General features: G+C 69.2%; 16 protein-coding genes. 5 read left to right on the top strand and 11 right to left on the bottom strand.

What is annotated here, in order from left to right; translation table 11 throughout:
• Positions 1–54 precede the first annotated feature (54 nt).
• Positions 55–516: a hypothetical protein gene (locus GTH33_RS06790; protein ID WP_163957770.1), complete on the top strand. Its 462-nt coding sequence runs from the start codon at positions 55–57 to the stop codon at positions 514–516.
• 84 nt (positions 517–600) lie between these two features.
• On the opposite strand, the gene GTH33_RS06785 is transcribed toward GTH33_RS06790, so the two are convergent.
• The 4 genes from GTH33_RS06785 to GTH33_RS06770 all read right to left on the bottom strand — a co-directional run bounded on the left by GTH33_RS06785 (position 601) and on the right by GTH33_RS06770 (position 6,035).
• Positions 601–1,890: an adenylosuccinate synthase gene (locus tag GTH33_RS06785; RefSeq protein ID WP_163957769.1), complete on the bottom strand. Its 1,290-nt coding sequence runs from the start codon at positions 1,888–1,890 to the stop codon at positions 601–603.
• A 109-nt stretch (positions 1,891–1,999) separates the two neighbouring features.
• Positions 2,000–3,106: an ATP phosphoribosyltransferase regulatory subunit gene (locus tag GTH33_RS06780; protein ID WP_163957768.1), complete on the bottom strand. Its 1,107-nt coding sequence runs from the start codon at positions 3,104–3,106 to the stop codon at positions 2,000–2,002.
• A gap of 71 nt (positions 3,107–3,177) precedes the next feature.
• The gene (gene serA / locus GTH33_RS06775) at positions 3,178–4,755 is read right to left on the bottom strand and encodes a phosphoglycerate dehydrogenase (protein WP_163957767.1); all 1,578 of its coding nucleotides are present in this window, start codon (positions 4,753–4,755) and stop codon (positions 3,178–3,180) included.
• Positions 4,756–4,880: 125 nt separating this feature from the next.
• Entirely contained in the window at positions 4,881–6,035 is a 1,155-nt protein-coding gene (locus tag GTH33_RS06770; RefSeq protein ID WP_163957766.1) for a phosphoserine transaminase, read from the bottom strand.
• A 132-nt stretch (positions 6,036–6,167) separates the two neighbouring features.
• On the opposite strand from GTH33_RS06770, the gene GTH33_RS06765 reads away from it, so the two are divergent.
• Positions 6,168–6,833: an extensin family protein gene (locus GTH33_RS06765; protein WP_243848508.1), complete on the top strand. Its 666-nt coding sequence runs from the start codon at positions 6,168–6,170 to the stop codon at positions 6,831–6,833.
• 46 nt (positions 6,834–6,879) lie between these two features.
• Positions 6,880–7,755: an LOG family protein gene (locus GTH33_RS06760; protein WP_163957765.1), complete on the top strand. Its 876-nt coding sequence runs from the start codon at positions 6,880–6,882 to the stop codon at positions 7,753–7,755.
• 533 nt (positions 7,756–8,288) lie between these two features.
• On the opposite strand, the gene GTH33_RS06755 is transcribed toward GTH33_RS06760, so the two are convergent.
• Positions 8,289–8,981: a c-type cytochrome gene (locus GTH33_RS06755; RefSeq protein ID WP_163957764.1), complete on the bottom strand. Its 693-nt coding sequence runs from the start codon at positions 8,979–8,981 to the stop codon at positions 8,289–8,291.
• A gap of 127 nt (positions 8,982–9,108) precedes the next feature.
• On the opposite strand from GTH33_RS06755, the gene GTH33_RS06750 reads away from it, so the two are divergent.
• The gene (locus GTH33_RS06750; protein ID WP_163959683.1) at positions 9,109–9,999 is read left to right on the top strand and encodes a prephenate dehydratase; all 891 of its coding nucleotides are present in this window, start codon (positions 9,109–9,111) and stop codon (positions 9,997–9,999) included.
• Between the two features lie 27 nt (positions 10,000–10,026).
• Here GTH33_RS06750 and GTH33_RS06745 read toward each other — a convergent pair whose 3' ends face one another.
• Positions 10,027–10,791, bottom strand: a complete 765-nt coding sequence (locus tag GTH33_RS06745; protein WP_163957763.1) for a hypothetical protein — start codon at positions 10,789–10,791, stop codon at positions 10,027–10,029.
• A gap of 102 nt (positions 10,792–10,893) precedes the next feature.
• Here GTH33_RS06745 and GTH33_RS06740 point away from each other — a divergent pair, with 102 nt between their 5' ends.
• On the top strand, positions 10,894–11,595 hold the full coding sequence (locus GTH33_RS06740; protein ID WP_243848507.1) for an HAD family hydrolase: 702 nt from the start codon (positions 10,894–10,896) through the stop codon (positions 11,593–11,595).
• On the opposite strand, the gene GTH33_RS06735 is transcribed toward GTH33_RS06740, so the two are convergent.
• The 5 genes from GTH33_RS06735 to GTH33_RS06715 form a co-directional block, all read right to left on the bottom strand.
• A complete protein-coding gene (locus GTH33_RS06735) occupies positions 11,574–12,347 on the bottom strand; it encodes a nucleotidyltransferase family protein (protein ID WP_163957762.1) in 774 nt (257 codons plus the stop codon). The genes GTH33_RS06740 and GTH33_RS06735 overlap by 22 nt on opposite strands.
• Positions 12,344–13,060: a hypothetical protein gene (locus tag GTH33_RS06730; RefSeq protein WP_249055023.1), complete on the bottom strand. Its 717-nt coding sequence runs from the start codon at positions 13,058–13,060 to the stop codon at positions 12,344–12,346. The genes GTH33_RS06735 and GTH33_RS06730 overlap by 4 nt, the downstream gene beginning before the upstream one ends.
• 205 nt (positions 13,061–13,265) lie before the next feature.
• Entirely contained in the window at positions 13,266–14,330 is a 1,065-nt protein-coding gene (locus GTH33_RS06725) for a diacylglycerol/lipid kinase family protein (protein ID WP_163957761.1), read from the bottom strand.
• 118 nt (positions 14,331–14,448) lie between these two features.
• Positions 14,449–15,792: a lipopolysaccharide biosynthesis protein gene (locus GTH33_RS06720; protein WP_163957760.1), complete on the bottom strand. Its 1,344-nt coding sequence runs from the start codon at positions 15,790–15,792 to the stop codon at positions 14,449–14,451.
• Positions 15,793–15,796: 4 nt separating this feature from the next.
• The gene (locus GTH33_RS06715) at positions 15,797–16,927 is read right to left on the bottom strand and encodes a CDP-alcohol phosphatidyltransferase family protein (RefSeq protein WP_163959678.1); all 1,131 of its coding nucleotides are present in this window, start codon (positions 16,925–16,927) and stop codon (positions 15,797–15,799) included.
• Positions 16,928–16,954: the final 27 nt, after the last annotated feature.

Below are 16,954 nucleotides of genomic sequence, written 5' to 3'. Positions count from 1 at the left end.
AACCCTCTCCTGCCCGACCCGTTGGGGCGAGGCAAGTTTTGCAGGAGAGAACAGATGCGTAAGATCATTCCAATCATGGCGGCTGCCATGCTGATCCCAGCCGCAGCATACGCCCAGACGACCACCGGCGGCACCGCCGGATCGACGACGGGTACGACCTCGGGCACTATGGGCGGCACCATGGGTGGTCAGACGACCACTTCGCCGACCGACCAGACCATGTCGCCGTCGACCACGACGCAGACCCGCTCGTCGAAGCGGACGCGTGGTGGCCGTAGCGGTTCGACGACCACCGGCACCACCGGGTCCACGACGACCGACACGACCATGGGCGGCAGCATGGGCACGTCCACGCCAGACCCGATGAGCGGCACGACGGGCACCGGCACCGGTACGGCGACCGGTACCATGGGCGGCACCGGAACGACCGGCACGATGGGCGGTACGTCCACGACCGGGACGATGGGCGGCACGGCCGGCGGAACGACCACCGGCGGCACGACCACCCCGCAATAAGCATCGCATCCCGATGCTCGAACAGCCGGGTGGCATCCGCCGCCCGGCTTTTTCGTGCCTGCTCGACGTCGCCGGTGGCTGCGATCAGTCCGCGAAAGGGTCGCGGACCAGGATCGTGTCGTCGCGTTGCGGGCTGGTCGACACCAGCGCGACCGGGCAGCGAATCAATTCCTCGACGCGGCGGATATATTTGATCGCCTGCGCTGGCAGGTCGGCCCAGCTGCGCGCGCCGGCGGTCGATTCCTGCCACCCTTCCATGGTTTCGTAGATCGGCTCGACCGCGGCCTGATCGGCGGCATGCGCGGGGAAATAGTCCAGCGCCTCGCCGCGAAGACGATAGCCGGTACAGATCTTCACCTCGTCGAACCCGTCGAGCACATCGATCTTGGTCAGTGCGATGCCGGTGATCCCGCCGACGGCCGCCGATTGGCGCAGCAATACCGTGTCGATCCAGCCGCAGCGACGCTTGCGCCCGGTCACGGTGCCGAATTCGTGCCCGCGCTGGCCCAGCCGCTCACCCGTTTCGTCCTCCAGCTCGGTCGGGAAAGGCCCCGAACCGACGCGGGTCGTATAGGCCTTGGCGATGCCGAGCACGAAGCCGACCGCGGATGGCCCGAGCCCGGACCCGCCCGCCGCAGTACCCGCGATCGTGTTGGACGAAGTGACGAACGGATAGGTGCCGTGGTCGACGTCCAGCAACACGCCCTGCGCACCTTCGAACAGGATGCGCTTGCCGCGGCTGCGCGCTTCGTTGAGATCGCGCCACACCGGCTTGGCGAAGGGCAATACGAAGCCCGCGATCGCACGCAATTCGCCCAGCAGTTCCTCGCGGTCGATCGCCGGCGAACCGAAGCCCGCCCGCAGCGCGTCGTGATGCGCGAGCAACCGGTCGAGCTGCGGCCCTAGATCGTCGAGATGCGCCAGATCGCAGACGCGGATCGCCCGCCGGCCGACCTTGTCCTCATAGGCCGGGCCGATGCCGCGGCGCGTGGTGCCGATCTTGCCGGCGCCCGACGCATCCTCGCGCAGCGCGTCGAGGTCGCGATGAAGCGGCAGGATCAGGGCGCAGGTGTCGGCGATGCGCAGCGTTTCGGGCGTCGCGGACACGCCCTGTGCCGCCAGCCGCTCGATCTCTGCCTTGAGCGCCCAGGGATCGAGCACCACGCCGTTGCCGATGACGGAGGGCGTGCCACGGACGATGCCGGAGGGCAGCAGCGACAGTTTATAGACGTTGTCGCCGACGACCAGCGTGTGGCCCGCATTGTGGCCGCCCTGGAAGCGTACGACCATGTCGGCGCGCTCTGCGAGCCAATCGACGATCTTGCCCTTGCCTTCGTCGCCCCATTGCGCGCCGATGACTGCTACGTTCGCCATGGATACAGGTCTCCGCCTGCCGGCGTTGATCCGTGCGCCCTTCGACAGGACTCGGCACACGAACTGTCCTGAATTACGGGGGCGCGCCTACCGGTCCGCGCCCCGCGGGTCAACCGTCGAGCGGCCGCGCCTGACCATCCGCATACAGGTGGGTGGCGAGTTGCGCTTCCGGCGTGTCGCCCGGTTCGAGCGCCGCGACGGTCACCCAGCCGGCAGCGCGCATCCGCGCGCCATCCGCGCCCGGGGTGCCGAACGGCAGGAACAGGCGGCGGCGGTCGACGGTGCCCGCGGTGGCGACGATCGCGTCGGCATAGAGCGAAAAGCCGGTGGCGGTTTCCTCTGCGCCGCCTTCGTGCATCAGCGCATAGGTGCCGCCGCGCCCGACTTCGCGCGCGGCGCCGGCGATGAACAGCGAGAAGCCGAGCCACGACTGATATTCGAAGCCGTGCCGCTCGGTGGGATCGAGCGTCAGCGCGACATCGTCGCCCAATGCGGCGGCGATCGCGGCGAGGCCGTCCAGGCGGCTGGCGAGGACATGGCCGGTGTCGAACGCGCGTAGGCGGGCCATGGCGGTGCCGAACGGGCCGGCGGCTTCGATCAGCGGCAGATATGCGGGCGCGATCGCGGCCACGGCACCGGCGTCCTTGGCGTCCAGCCGGTCCTGCAGCGTCTCGACCGATTCCAGTGCGACCGGCAGCGGACCGGCGGACAGCGTCGCCACCAGATCGGGCAGGGTGAAATCGATCGACAGGCCGGTGGCACCCGCGGCGGTGAGCGCGGAGACGGCGACCGCCACCACCTCCTGCGCCGCAGCGATCGAATCGAGCCCGATCAATTCGCAGCCGATCTGCCGCCATTCGCGCGCGGGTGCGAGTTCGGGGCTGCGCAGCTTCAGCACCGGGCCGGCATAGGACAGACGGACGGGCCGCGGATGGTGGCCCATGCGCGTCGCCGCGATGCGCGCGATCTGGGCGGTGACGTCGGGCCGGATCGCCAGCGTGCGCTGCGACACCGGATCGACGTAGCGCACCGCGTCGGTCAGCGCCCCGTCCTTCAGCCGCGAACCGAGCGCGTCGGCATATTCGACCAGCGGCGGGTCGGCACGTTCATAGCCGTACAGCCGTGCCGCCTCGAGGACGCGCGCCTCGATGGCGGCGGCGGCATCGGCGTGTGGCGGCAGGCGGTCGCGAAAACCTTCGGGAAGCAAGGGTGTCATCGTGTCCCATCCCCTATCCGCGCCGCGGCAGGCGGGCAACGCGCATTGCGCGCGCGCTGCCCGCCCGTGCCTCAGAACGTCAGGCCCATCGCCGTCTTCACGCCGCCGAGCGCCTTCACCTTCGCCAGCAGCGCGCCATCGACCGGCTCGTCGACCGACAGCAGCAGCACCGCCTCGCCGCCTGCCTGACGCCGACCGAGGTGGAAGGTGCCGATGTTGACGCCCGCCTCGCCCAGCGCCGTTCCCAGCCGACCGATGAAGCCCGGGGCATCCTCGTTGACGACGTACAGCATCGGCCCGACCAGATCGGCCTCCACCTTGATGCCGAACAGTTCGACCAGCCGCGGTGCCTGATCGCCGAACAGGGTGCCGGCCACCGACCGTTCGCCATCGGCGGTCTTCACCGACACGCGCAGCAGCGTGTGGTAATCGCCCTCGCGCTCGGTACGCACTTCGCGCACCTCGACGCCGCGGTCGCGCGCCAGCAGCGGCGCATTGACCATGTTGACGGTCGCGGTCTGCGTGCCGAGGAATCCGGCCAGCACCGCGCTGGTGATCGGCTTGGCGTTCAGCTCCGCCGCGGCGCCCTCGGTATGGACCGAAATGCGCGTGATCGCGCCGGTGGTGAGCTGGCCGACGAGGCTGCCGAGCTTTTCGGCGAGCGCCATGTACGGCTTCAGCTTGGGCGCCTCCTCCGCCGACAGGCTCGGCATGTTGAGCGCGTTGGTGACGCCGCCCGACACCAGGAAATCGGCCATCTGCTCGGCGACCTGAATCGCCACGTTGACCTGCGCTTCGGTGGTCGAGGCGCCGAGGTGCGGCGTGCTGACGAAATTGGGCGTGCCGAACAGGGGCGATGCCTTCGCCGGCTCCTCGACGAACACGTCGAGCGCCGCGCCGCCGATATGGCCGCTGTCGAGGCCCTGCTTCAGCGCCGCCTCGTCGATCAGGCCGCCCCGCGCGCAGTTGATGATCCGCACGCCCTTCTTCGTCTTCGCCAGCGCCTCGGCCGACAGGATGTTGCGGGTCTGGTCGGTCAGCGGCGTGTGCAGCGTGATGAAGTCGGCGCGGGCGAGCAGTTCGTCCAGCGTCACCTTCTCGACGCCCATCTCCAGCGCCCGCTCGGGCGTCAGGAACGGATCGAACGCGACGACCTTCATCTTGAGGCCGCGCGCCCGATCGGCGACGATCGAGCCGATGTTGCCCGCACCGATCAGGCCCAGTGTCTTGGCGGTCAGCTCGACCCCCATGAAGCGGTTCTTCTCCCACTTGCCGGCCTGCGTCGAGGCGTCGGCCTCGGGCAGCTGGCGGGCGAGCGCGAACATCAATGCGATGGCGTGTTCGGCGGTGGTGATCGAATTGCCGAACGGCGTGTTCATCACCACCACGCCCTTGGCGGATGCGGCGGGGATATCGACATTGTCGACGCCGATGCCGGCGCGGCCGACGACCTTCAGATTGGTGGCGTGTTCGAGGATCGCCTTGGTGACCTTGGTCGAGCTGCGGATGGCGAGGCCGTCATAGTCGCCGATGATGGCGATCAGTTCTTCGGGCGTCTTGCCGGTGATCTCGTCGACCTCGACGCCGCGCTCGCGAAAGATCTGCGCGGCCTTGGGGTCCATTTTGTCGCTGATGAGGACTTTGGGCATGGGTATTTCCTTCGACTACCAGCCGTCATCCCCGCGAAGGCGGGGATCCAGATCCGCTGACGTTGCGGCTCCTTCGACGACCTGCGTGTATGGATCCCCGCCTTCGCGGGAATGACGATTTGGAGTTAAGCCGCCGCCTTCGCGGTCGCATAGGCCCAGTCGAGCCACGGTCCGAGCGCCTCGATATCGGCGGTATCGACCGTCGCGCCGCACCAGATGCGCAACCCCGGCGGCGCGTCGCGATAGCCGGCGACGTCGTATGCCGCGCCTTCCTTCTCGAGCGCACCGGCCATCGCCTTGATGAACGCCTCGTCGGCGCCTTCGACGGTGAGGCAGACGCTCGTCTTCGACCGTGTCGCCGGATCGGCGGCGAGATGGCCAAGCCAGTCGCGTTCCGCCACGATTCTGTCGAGCGCCGCCGCATTGGCGTCCGACCGGCCGATCAGACCGCGATCACCCAACGACTTTGCCCATTCGAGGCTGACGATGACGTCCTCGACCGCAAGCATCGAGGGCGTGTTGATCGTCTCGCCCTTGAACACGCCTTCGGTCAGCTTGCCCTTGGAAACCAGGCGGAACACCTTCGGCAGCGGCCAGGCGGGGGTATAGCTTTCCAGCCGCTCGACGGCGCGCGGGCCGAGGATCAGCACGCCATGCGCGCCCTCGCCGCCCAGCACCTTCTGCCAGCTGAACGTCGCGACGTCGATCTTCGCCCAGTCGATGTCATAGGCGAACACACCGGACGTCGCGTCGGCGAACGACAAACCTTCGCGGTCGGCGGGAATCCAGTCGGCGTTCGGCACGCGCACACCGCTGGTGGTGCCGTTCCAGGTGAACAGCACGTCGGTCGACCAGTCGACCTGCGTCAGGTCGGGGAGCTGGCCGTAATCGGCACGGATCACGGTGGGATCGATCTTGAGCTGCTTGACCGCATCGGTCACCCAGCCTTCGCCGAAGCTTTCCCAGGCAAGCGTGGTGACGGGGCGCGCACCCAGCATCGTCCACATCGCCATTTCGAACGCGCCGGTGTCGCTGCCGGGGACGATGCCGATCCGGTGCGTGTCGGGGAGGTTCAGCAACGCGCGCATCAGGTCGATGCTATATTGCAGGCGCTGCTTGCCGATCTTGGATCGGTGCGAGCGACCGAGCGAATCGGTGGCGAGCTTCGACGCATCCCAGCCCGGAGGCTTGGCGCAGGGGCCGGAGCTGAAGAAAGGGCGAGCAGGCTTGGTGCTCGGCTTCGTCACACCCAATGCGGGTGCGGTCGCGGTATCCGTCAATGTATCTCTCCTCACAGAGAGCACGCGCCGCGTTGGGGCGGCGTGGCCCGTCGACCGCTCTAGAGATGCATCGTGTCCCGGGCAAGCCGAATTCGTCCGGGTCGGACTTGTTTCGCCATATCGTCCTGCCGCATGGTCGTGGACGTGTATCGCTTTCCCGCCATTGCCACCGTCGCCATGCCGGCCTTGCTCGCCGGTTGCGGCAGCGCACCCGAACGGCCGAATGCGCCCCGCCCGACGATCGCCACGCCATCGCTGCGCGAGACGTCGCAATGCCTCGCCGACCTGCGGGCGATGAGTGTCGCCTATCGCATGCTGCCGGACAGGGATTTCGGCAATGGCTGCGGCCTGTCCGGCGCCGTGCAGCTGGTCGAGATCGGCGTGCCGGTCACCGGCATCACCGCGATGCGCTGCGGCGAGGCGCGGGCGTTTTCCGCCTGGGTCCGCAATGCGGTCGCGCCGGCGGCATATCAGCTGCTGGGCAGCGAACTCGCCAGCGTCCAGAGCATGGGCAGCTACGCCTGCCGCAACGTCGTCGGCACCGCCCGTGCCGGTGGCCGGCGATCCGGTCATGCCATCGCCAATGCGATCGATTTCGCCGGTGTCACGCTGAAGGACGGGCGGCGCGTCACCGTGTTGCGCGACTGGACCTCCCCCGACCCGCAGGTGCAGCGGTTTCTCACCACGATCCACGATTCGGCGTGCCGTCGCTTCGGCACCGTGCTGTCGCCCGCCTATAACGCCGCACACCGCGATCACCTGCATCTCGAGGACGATCGCGCGGGGTTTTGTCGATAGGATTTCGGGCGTTGAGCGGCTTCCCGCTTTGTTCTAACGCCTGCGGATGACCGACACACGCTTACCCGAACGGGTCTTTCCGCGCGCCAGCCAGGACGCCGCCAGCGCCAGCCAGGCGATCTCGACGCCGCAGACCGAACACCCCGCCTACAAGCTCGCCTTCCAGGACATGGACTTCCTGCTTCGCGAAGACTTGCGGCCCGTCCGCTTCCAGCTCGAACTGCTGAAGCCGGAACTGCTGCTGGAGGAAGCGAAGATCGCCTCCACCTTCGTCATGTACGGTTCGGCACGGATCCCGGAACCGGCCAAGGCGCAGGCGATGGTGGACCTCGCCACCGACGATGCGTCCCGGGCGATCGCCGAGCGGCTGGTCGCCAAGAGCCGGTATTACGACGTCGCGCGCGAACTGGCGCAGATCGCCAGCCGCGTGCCGCGCGACCAGAACGGCATGCGCCAGTTCGTCGTATGTTCGGGCGGCGGCCCGTCGATCATGGAGGCCGCCAACCGCGGCGCGACCGAAGTCGGCGCCGAATCGATCGGCCTCAACATCGTCCTGCCGCACGAACAGGCGCCCAATCCCTATGTCACGCCGTCGCTGAGCTTCCAGTTCCACTATTTCGCGCTGCGCAAGATGCACTTCCTGCTGCGCGCGCGCGCTCTGGCCGCCTTCCCCGGCGGCTTCGGAACGTTCGACGAATTGTTCGAATTGCTGACGCTGATCCAGACCGGCAAGATCAAGCCGATCCCGGTCCTGCTGTTCGGCCGCGAATTCTGGGAAAAGGTGGTGAATTTCCAGGCGCTGGTCGACGAGGGCGTGGTGAGCCAGCGCGACCTTGGCATCTTTACCTATGTCGAGAGCGCCGAAGAGGCGTGGGACGTGGTGCGCAATTTTTACGAGGAACAGGCGAAGAAGGACGACTGATCCGGGACGGTGCCGCCTTCGCACCGTCCGGCCATGCCAGGCGGCACTCGATCCCGCCCGCCACAACGAACGTTCCGCCCCGACCTCACCCCGCGGTGCTCACGCACCTGATCCCCTCTCCCGCCGGGAGAGGGGAGAGACGGCGCAGCCGGCGATGGGTGAGGGTCGGACGGAGCGGCGGCACGCGATCCCGCCCGCCTCAACGAACGTTCCGCCCCGGCCTCACCCTGCGGTGCTCACGCACCTGATCCCCTCTCCCGCCGGGAGAGGGGAGAGACAGCGCAGCCGGCGACGGGTGAGGGTCGGACGGAACGGGCGGCGCTCCATACCGCCCGTCACAACGAACGTTCCGCCCCGGCCTCATCCTGCGGTGCTCACGCACCTGATCCCCTCTCCCGCCGGGAGAGGGGAGAGACGGCGCAGCCGGCGACGGGTGAGGATGGGGCGGGGCGTCGCGCCAGAACAGCCATGGTCGTATCGTGACGCACTGCGTTCAGACCCCTCTCCCGCCGGGAAAGGGGCGGCAACGCCCTTTATTTGCCGGCCTTGGCGCCTTCCTTGGCGGCGGCGGGGTCGACCGATGGGGCGCCCGATGCCGGCGTGCCGGTGTTGGCGAGGTTGTTGACCGCATCGGTGTTGGTGACCGAATCCTTGCCTTCCGGAGGCGTCTTGTCGGCCGGAGCGGCGGCACCGGCAGCCGGGGCCGCCGGAAGCGGCAGGTTCGATCCCTGCGCATTCAGATAGGCGATGACGTTGGCGCGATCCTGCGCATTGCCGAGACCCGCAAAGGTCATCTTGGTACCGGGCGCGAACTTGCGCGGGCTGGTCAGCCACGCATTCATCTTGTCGAAGTCCCAGTTGCCGCCGACACCCTTCAACGCATCGGAGAAGGCGAAGCCGCCCTTGCCCTGGCCGATGCCCTCACCCAGCGTACCGTACAGGTTGGGGCCGATACCATTCGCCCCGCCCTGCGTCGCGGTGTGGCAGGCGGCGCATTTCTTGAACACTTCCGCGCCCTTGGCGACGTCGGCGGTCGGCAGCAGCGTCGCGATCGGCACGATGGCGGCGCCGCCTTCGGCGCCCTCCGCCTCGACGCCCTCGATCGCATAGCCCATCTTCTCGGGGCGTTCGCTGTGGAAGGCCATGCCGCCGACGATCGACAGTCCGAGCGCGAGCCCGCAGGCTGCCAGCGTCCACCCGGCGATCGTGTTGGTGCGGTTATCCATCTGCCTAACGCTGCCCCTGTTATCCTTCGCGTCAATTGCGCGCGCGGCAAACCCATAGGAAACGGCGTGTCCGACCGCAAGCGCGAGCTTGCTGGGCGTGCGCCGGCGCTCTACCGCCGCGGGCGTCATGGAAACCTACGCCGCCCCCGCCCGCCCGATCGTCGCCGCGATGACCGCCGCCGCCGCCGCCGAGCCGGGGCGCGCCGTCGCCTTCCAGGGTGCGCCGGGGGCCAACAGCCACGTCGCCGCGCTGGAATGCTTTCCCGACGGTTTGCCCCTGCCCTGCTTCGCGTTCGAGGATGCGATCGACGCGGTGCGGGACGGACGGGCCGATTGCGCGGTGATCCCGATCGAGAATTCGCTGCACGGCCGCGTCGCCGACATCCATTTCCTGCTGCCGGAATCGGGGCTGGTCATCACCGGCGAACATTTCCTGTCGATCCGCCACGCGCTGATGGGCACCGGCACCCGCGACGACGTGCGCGAGGCGATGAGCCACCCGCAGGCGATCGGCCAGTGCCGCCACTGGCTGAAGGCGCATGGCATTCGCCAGATGGCCTATCCGGATACCGCTGGCGCCGCCGCCTATGTCGCCGAACTGGGCGATCCGGCGGTCGCGGCGCTCGCCCCGCCCGGTGCGGCCGCCATCTACGGTCTCAACCTGCTGGGACTGGACATCGCCGATGCCGATCACAACACGACGCGCTTCGTCGTGCTGGCGCGGGGGGGCAAGCCGCCGGTCGGCCCCGGTCCGTGGATGACCACGCTGATCTTCGAGGTGAAGAACATTCCCGCCGCGCTGTACAAGGCGATGGGCGGTTTCGCGACCAACGGCGTTAACATGACCAAGCTGGAAAGCTACCAGCGCGGCGGGCAGTTCGTGGCGACCGAGTTCTTCGCGGATATCGAGGGCAAGCCCGGCGACGCCGCGGTCGATCGCGCGCTGGAGGAACTGGGCTTCCACTCCAAATGGGTGCGGGTGCTGGGAACGTACCGACGCGCGCGGGATCGGGGGTGATTCTCCCCGCCGGGGGAGGACGGCGCCTCATCCCTTGCGGCTGAAATCGATTCTGATCCGCACCCATGCGCCGATCTGGGCCTTGCCGTTGATGCGGGGCGGACGAACCTTGAACTGCCATGCCGCTTCGCGAATGCTGCGCGCCAACCCCGATCCCGCCTGCGAATCGCCGAGCTGGACGCAATCCTCCACCCGGTAATTGGCGGCGGTACGACAGGCGATCTCGGCCCACGAACCCAGCGGCACGTTGGCGGGAAGGTAGGGCGACAGTTGCGATTGCGCCGGTTCGACGTACCATTCCGCCGCGAACAGTCGCTGCCCGCCCGGCCCGGTGCCTGCCGATGCGCTCGTCTCGCCGGCGTCGCCGTCGCCCTGCCCGTCCGCCGCCGCGACCTGCTTGCCTGCGCTGCCACCGGATTTGCGCGAGGGGATCTTGCCGACGTCGGATGCGGCGAACTCGTTCTTGCTCAGTACCAGATAGCCGGGAAAGGTCGTCGTCACCGGCGGCACCGGCGTATCCTCCGTCGGCGGCTTCGGCGCGGCGGGTGGTTCGGGCGCGGTGCGACGGCTCGCCCGGGCGGCGCGGGCGGGCGCCTTGGCGCTCTTGGTGGCGGTGGAATTGTTGTCACCGACGGGCAGCATGTTCACCGTCAGCGACCGGCCGGGTTCCGACGGCGGATCGAGCGTCGGCGCCAGCCGCCAGAGCAGCACCGCGATCAGGATGTGCGCGGCGATCGTCAGTGCCAGCGAAAACGCCCGGCGACGGTCCGACGAAGGCTGATAGGACCGCATGGAACGCCGCGCCTAGCGCGCGCCGCGGGCCGCCGCAACTGGTTCGCACGCGGTCGGCGGCGCTGCCATGCCGATGCCACCTTCACCCGCCAATCCGGCGCGATGGACACATCCGCCGACCCGATGCCGACGCCCGCCAAAATCGCGATCTACGACCTCGATCGCACGATCACCCGCGCGCCGACGTGGACGCCGTTCCTGCTGCACGCGGTGACGCATCATGCGCCCTGGCGGCTGGCGCTGCTGCCGGCGGTGATCGGCGCGGCGGCGCTCAGGGCGCTGGGCCTGATCCACCGCGACCGGTTGAAGCAGGTGATGCACCGCGCCGCGCTCGGCACGCTGACGCCGGCGCGCGCCGAACACATCGCCGCCGGCTGGCTGGCACGCTTCGGCCCGGCCCATATCCGCCGCGGCGCGCGCGCGCAGATCGCCGCCGACCGCGCCCATGGCCATCGCATCGTCATCGCCACCGCCGCCTATGGCTTTTATGCCGAGGCGATCGCGCGGGACGTCGGCGCCGATGCGCTGATCGCGACGCATACCGCCATCGACAGTCTCGGCCGGCTGCTGCCGCGGATCGAGGGGGACAATTGCTACGGCCCGGCGAAGCGCGACATGATCGAACGCTGGTTCGCGGATCAGGGCATCGCGCGGGATCGGGCGACCGTGCGCTTCTATTCCGACCATGTCTCGGACGTGCCGAGCTTCGAATGGGCGGACGAGCCGGTGGTGGTCAATCCCCACGCCGCCCTGCGCCGCGTCGCCGCGCAGCGCGGCTGGCGTCAGGTCGACTGGAACGGCTGAGCCGCCCCGTCGGCGAGGATCGCGCGGACGAGGTCGAGATCGGCCGGCGTGTCGACGTCCACCGCCGCCAGGCCGTTCCGCGCCGCCACCGCTGCCGCCCGCACGCCCACCGTCGCGCCCAGCCGGGCCAGCGCGGCCTGCAAGGTCAACCGCCCGGTCGCGTAGCGCAGCAGCGTTCCCGGCCCCAACCGCCGGACGATCCGCCACGGCCGCTTGCGATCCCGTTCGACCGACATCCACAGGCCGATCGCCGCCTCGGCTGCCGGGGTGCGGCACAGGAACAGGTTGCACCCCGACCATGCCCCGTCGGCGAAGCGGAGGTAGGTGCGCCGCGTCGGCGGCGAATCGCGCTCGATCGCGTCGCGGCTGGCGAGCAGCGCGGCGACGTCACTGTCGCCCGGTGCATCGGCCAGGAACGCGCGCACCCATTCCGCCCGCAACAAGGCATGGTCCGCGGTCGTCACCAGCAGCGGCGCGCCCAGTGTCTGCAGACCGAGCAGCGTGCTCGCGCTCGGCCCGGCGGCGGCGGCCAGCGGTTCGGTGCCCAGCCGCAGCGCCTCGGCACGCACCGCAGGCGCGTTGGCGGACACCGCGATCCGCACCGCGCCCGCCTCGCGCAGGGCGGTCACCACGCGCTCCAGCATCGTCGCACCATCGATCCGGATCAGCGCCTTGTCGGCCACGCCGGCATGATCGGCGACCGGGTCGGGTCCACCGCGCGATCCCGCCAGCACCAGTGCATGAAAGCTCATGACGCGCGCCTATGCCACACCCGCAACATCACGCCAGGGGCCGCGAGGATGGGGTGCCGTTCGCGCCACGGCGTCAGCGGCAGGTCGATGCCGGTGTGGCGTTGCAACTTCCACAGGCCGTAACGGGCGGCACCGTCGAAGGTGAACGCCGCCTTCACGAGCCGCGCGACGTTCAGCCACTTGCCCAGCCGCTGGCGCCACCACCACGCCGCCAGCGTCGCCCGCATGTCGCGTTCCGGCACGAGGGGGGCGTACAGCTCTCCGCGGCGTTGGTGACCGATCCCGGCCCCCTGCCACGCCAGCGGCAGCAGCGTGTCGAACCGGCCGGGGTCGAAGGCGATGATCTGCCGCTCGCGCCCGGGCGCCTCGACGCGCAATTCGGCGGAATATGTCTGGCGGAACAGCGCCAGCCAGAAATCGGCCGGCCTGCCGCTCTCCGGTCCTAACACCGCAGCGAACCGCGCCGCGGTGGCGGCGGCATAGGCGACGGCGCGCACGACGCGCGCACCGACCGTCGGATCCGCAGTCCACACCAGAGCTGCGGGCTGGGCGAAGCGGGTCCATACCGTCGTATCGATCGTCCGCCCCTCCGCCGCACGGCAGAAGGTGTCGAGCGGCATCGATGCGACCTTCGCCCGGACGATCCGGCCGCCGACCTCGACCTCGTGAAAGCTGACGTCCGGCCACAGCGTCCGCGTCGCCCAGGCGCCCATGCCCCATCCGCGCGGCGGGGGGTCAGCACATAGAAGTCGAGGACGCCGTCGAGGTCGCCGGTGCGCAACACCGATCCATAGAACAACACGGCAAGGCCGTGCAGCCGGTTCACCACCGCGCGCGCCGCCGCCGCGATCGGCGGCGCCACCGCCGCGTCGAGTTCGTCCGCGACGAACGATAACAGCGTCGTCGCCACCGCTTGGCTCAAGCCGCGGCGAACCGGATCGGCGCTCCCGCACGGATCGTCAGGTCGCCCCCGGCATAATGTTCGCCATCCAGGATGAACGCCTCGTCCAGCTGCACACGGACCGTCCGGGGGTCGGTCCTGGCAAAGCCTGCCGCCACCGCGGGGCTGCCCGTCGTCCCCGACAGGATTGGCTTCAGCATGCGGAACAGGTGCCGGGGCGGGGCATTCACGGTCAGCATCTTCAGCCCGGCGCGGGCCGGCCCGAACGGCTTCAACCCGACCGGCATCCGTTCCAGCGTGGACGCGAGCAGCAGGTACAATTGCCGCGTCGCCGGCGCCTCGTCGTCCGCCTGCACGCGCACCGCGGTCCCGCGGCGCCAGGCGTTGCCGGCACCGCCGAACAGCGTCTGCGCGATGCTCCAGCCGAGTGACAATGCCACCGCCACGCCGTTGAAGGCGCCGGCGCGGTGCGTGCTCTGCGCCAACTCGGTCGCCCGCACGAATCCCCCCATGCCCAGCAGGAACCCGCATGCGTCCGGCCGGGCGGCATCCCCGCGCCACACCTGCACCGGCGCACGCTCGACGAATCGCCCGGCCTGCGCCGCGGCGATCGCATCGCGCACCGTCCAGCCTTCGGGAATGCCGAGGTCCAGTGCCAGCGCGTTGGTCTTGCCAGACGGGATGATCGCCATCGGCGGCATCACGTCGAACACCCGCGCCGCCGCGGTCATCACGTCGCGCAACGTCCCGTCGCCGCCGTTCACCACCAGCAGGCCGATGCCACGCGCCGCATAGTCGCGCAGCGCCTCTTCCAGCGCCTCGAACGTTTCCGGCGCGGTGTACAGCACGTCCGGCCAGTGATCGAGCCGCATGCCGTGCTTCATATTGCGATGGCTGCGGATATTGGCGATGACCCCGACCAGCAGCGGTGCGGGCGCCGGGCCGATCGCCGCCGGGCCGCGCGCGATCCGCGCCTCGCCGACCACGTCGAGCGCGGTATCGGGGCGCCGGAACATCGCCCGTCCGGCCGCACTCACCCATGCCTCGCCGGCGGAGGGTCGCCTGTTGATTACCGTGGCCAAGTTACGCCCTCCGTCACGCGTTCTTCATCGAACTGTCACAGGAGCAAATATGGGCAGGATTGCGGCCCCAACAAGAAAATTGATGCCGATTGGTATGATTCGGCGGAATTATCCCGCTCTATTGGTCACTTGACCGGATTTCGGGCTGTTCGGACTGGAGCAGCGACTGGATGGCGAGCCCCAGCAGCAGCGCGACGATCACCGCGTTGACCAGCACGGCGATCGACACGCCGATCACCTCCAACGACGGGCTGAGCCAGAAACTGACCATGAACAGCGCCGCGATCCCGACCAGCCGGGCAACGAAGGTCGCGCCGATCCGGTTAGCCGCCAGCAGCAGCGGTTCGAATCCGACGGTGACCAGATCGATGCACCCCGCCGCCGCCAGCCACAGCAGGATCGGATAGGCGCGGCCGAATTCCTTGCCGCCCATCAGCGTCAGCACGGGGTGGCCGAACACCACGACGATCAGGAACGCAAAGGCGGCAACCACCGTCGCCATCAGGAACGAGCGCAGAATCATCTGCCGCACCCGCGCCAGCCCACCGGCGGCGACGGCCCGGACGATTTCCGGAAACGCCGCGCGGGCGAGCAGTTGCGACACCTTGGTCAGCGCCTGCGCCAGCTGCAACGCCAGCCGGAACGCGCCTGCCGATGCGGTACCGACGGTGCCGCCGACCAGCAGCAGCGGGATCTGCTTGCTCGAAAGGCCGAGCGAGGAACTGGCGTTGGTCGCGAGGGAAAAGCGGACGATACCGGGGTGATCGGTCACCACGTCGCGCACGCCGATACCGGGTGCGAACAGCAGCTTGAGGTCGCCGCTGCGCGCTAGCGCCGCCCAATAGGCCGCGGCGGTCAGCACCTCCGCCAGGCCCCAGGCGATCAGGAATCCGGTGACGCTGGGCAGGAACAGCGCCGCCAGCACCGCGCCGACCAGCCGGGTCGCCGGCGTCACGCTGTCCGCCGCCGCCGCGATCGAGAACCGGTCGCGCAACCGCAGGATACCGAGCGGCGTCGAGCGGATCGACAGCAATTGCGCGACGGTGAAGATCATCGTCGCGCGCGCATGGACCGGCCGTACGCCCAGCGCCTCGCCCCAGGTGTGGATGATGACCGCCGCCAGGACCACGCCGATCGCCGCGCTGCCGATGTCCAGCAGGCCGCACGCCTTGAACAGGCGTGCCAGCCGCGTCTCGTCGCCGGGTTTCAGATGCTGGTGACCATAGCGGACGATGATCTGCCACGTCTGGAAACCGACCACGGTCGCCAGCGCCTGGCTGGCACCGGTGATGAGCGCGAACCGGCCGAAGCCGGCCACGCCCAGCGTCCGCGTGACGATCGCGAGATAGACGAGGCTGAGGACCGCGAGCACGCCCCGGCTCGCCAGCATCCAGCCGAGGTTGCGCGCGATCGCGCGCATCGGTCCGCCCTGCGGCCCGCCCCGGAACATCGCACTGGTCATCGCGTCATGCCAGCCAGCTGACGATCCTTCTGCCCTGTCTGGCGACAACCATCGCCTGGAACAACCGGACCAGATGTACCACCAGCGACGCCATCGTCCAGACGGCGACCGCGACGATCCCCCAATCGGGCCGCGTCACCACCAGGCCCGCGAAAAGGATCACCATGTTGGGGTTGCGCCGCGCGGTCACCAGCCTGAATCGGCTGTCGAACCGTTCCCAGACGTGGATGTGCATGCCGAACCGCGCGATGAACGCGCCCTCGATCAGCCGCTGCGCGACATAGCCGAACAGCATCGCTGCGATCACCGCGACGAAGCCGTCATGGCTCAGCGGATGGCCGTAGGGGGTACAGCCCGCCGCCCAGGCCCACCACCAGAAGGGCGGGTGGATCAGGTCGACGCCATGATCCCAGGCGTTGCCCAATGCCGACGACGTGATCGTACAGCGCGCCAGCTTTCCATCCACGGTATCCAGCACCATGAAGACGAGGCCGATCGCGAGCCCGCTCCAGAACCAGCCATACCAGAAGGCGATGGTGGCGATGATGCACAATACCGATCCGACCGCGGTCACCTGGTTGGGCGAAATGCCGGCCCGCGCGCACAGCCGCGTGATCCACAATGCCCATTCCGGCCACAGATACTTGGTCAATAGGTCGGTGACGCCCTTGTAGGCACCGGTGTAACTCGCCCGTTCGATGGCCGGAACGGCGGCAGGCACCAGCCGCTCGGCGAACGGCTTCTCGCGCTTGCGCAGCGCCTCGTTGAAGATGCCCTCGTCCGCCTCCGCCGCGATCACAGCCAGCGTCCCGGGATCGAGCGGCCCGTCCGCCTCCATCGCCGCCATGACGCGGGCGCGATCCGCCGGCGTCGTGACATGCGCCAGCACCGGCACCCCCTCGCGCGTCAGGACCGTGCCCGGCCGGGCGATCAGGTACGGCAACCACGCCGGATCGAATGCGAATCGCAGGTTGGCGAGCAGCGCACCCGCCGCATCCGCATCGCCCGCCAGCGGCAACCCGCGTGCCGCCGCCATCCGGCGCAGCCGCTCGGCGGCGGTCATGCCCCAGATCGGCGTCGGATTGGCGCCGACCGGAATGACGATCGGCTGATGCGATGATGCGGATGCGGCCATGTCCGGCCCGATAGCGTCCACCACGCG

The sequence above is a fragment of the Sphingomonas insulae genome (assembly GCF_010450875.1).
Lineage (GTDB): Bacteria > Pseudomonadota > Alphaproteobacteria > Sphingomonadales > Sphingomonadaceae > Sphingomonas > Sphingomonas insulae.
The sequence above is the reverse complement of the archived record's forward strand: the minus strand, read 5'-3'. Positions and strand labels throughout refer to the sequence as shown.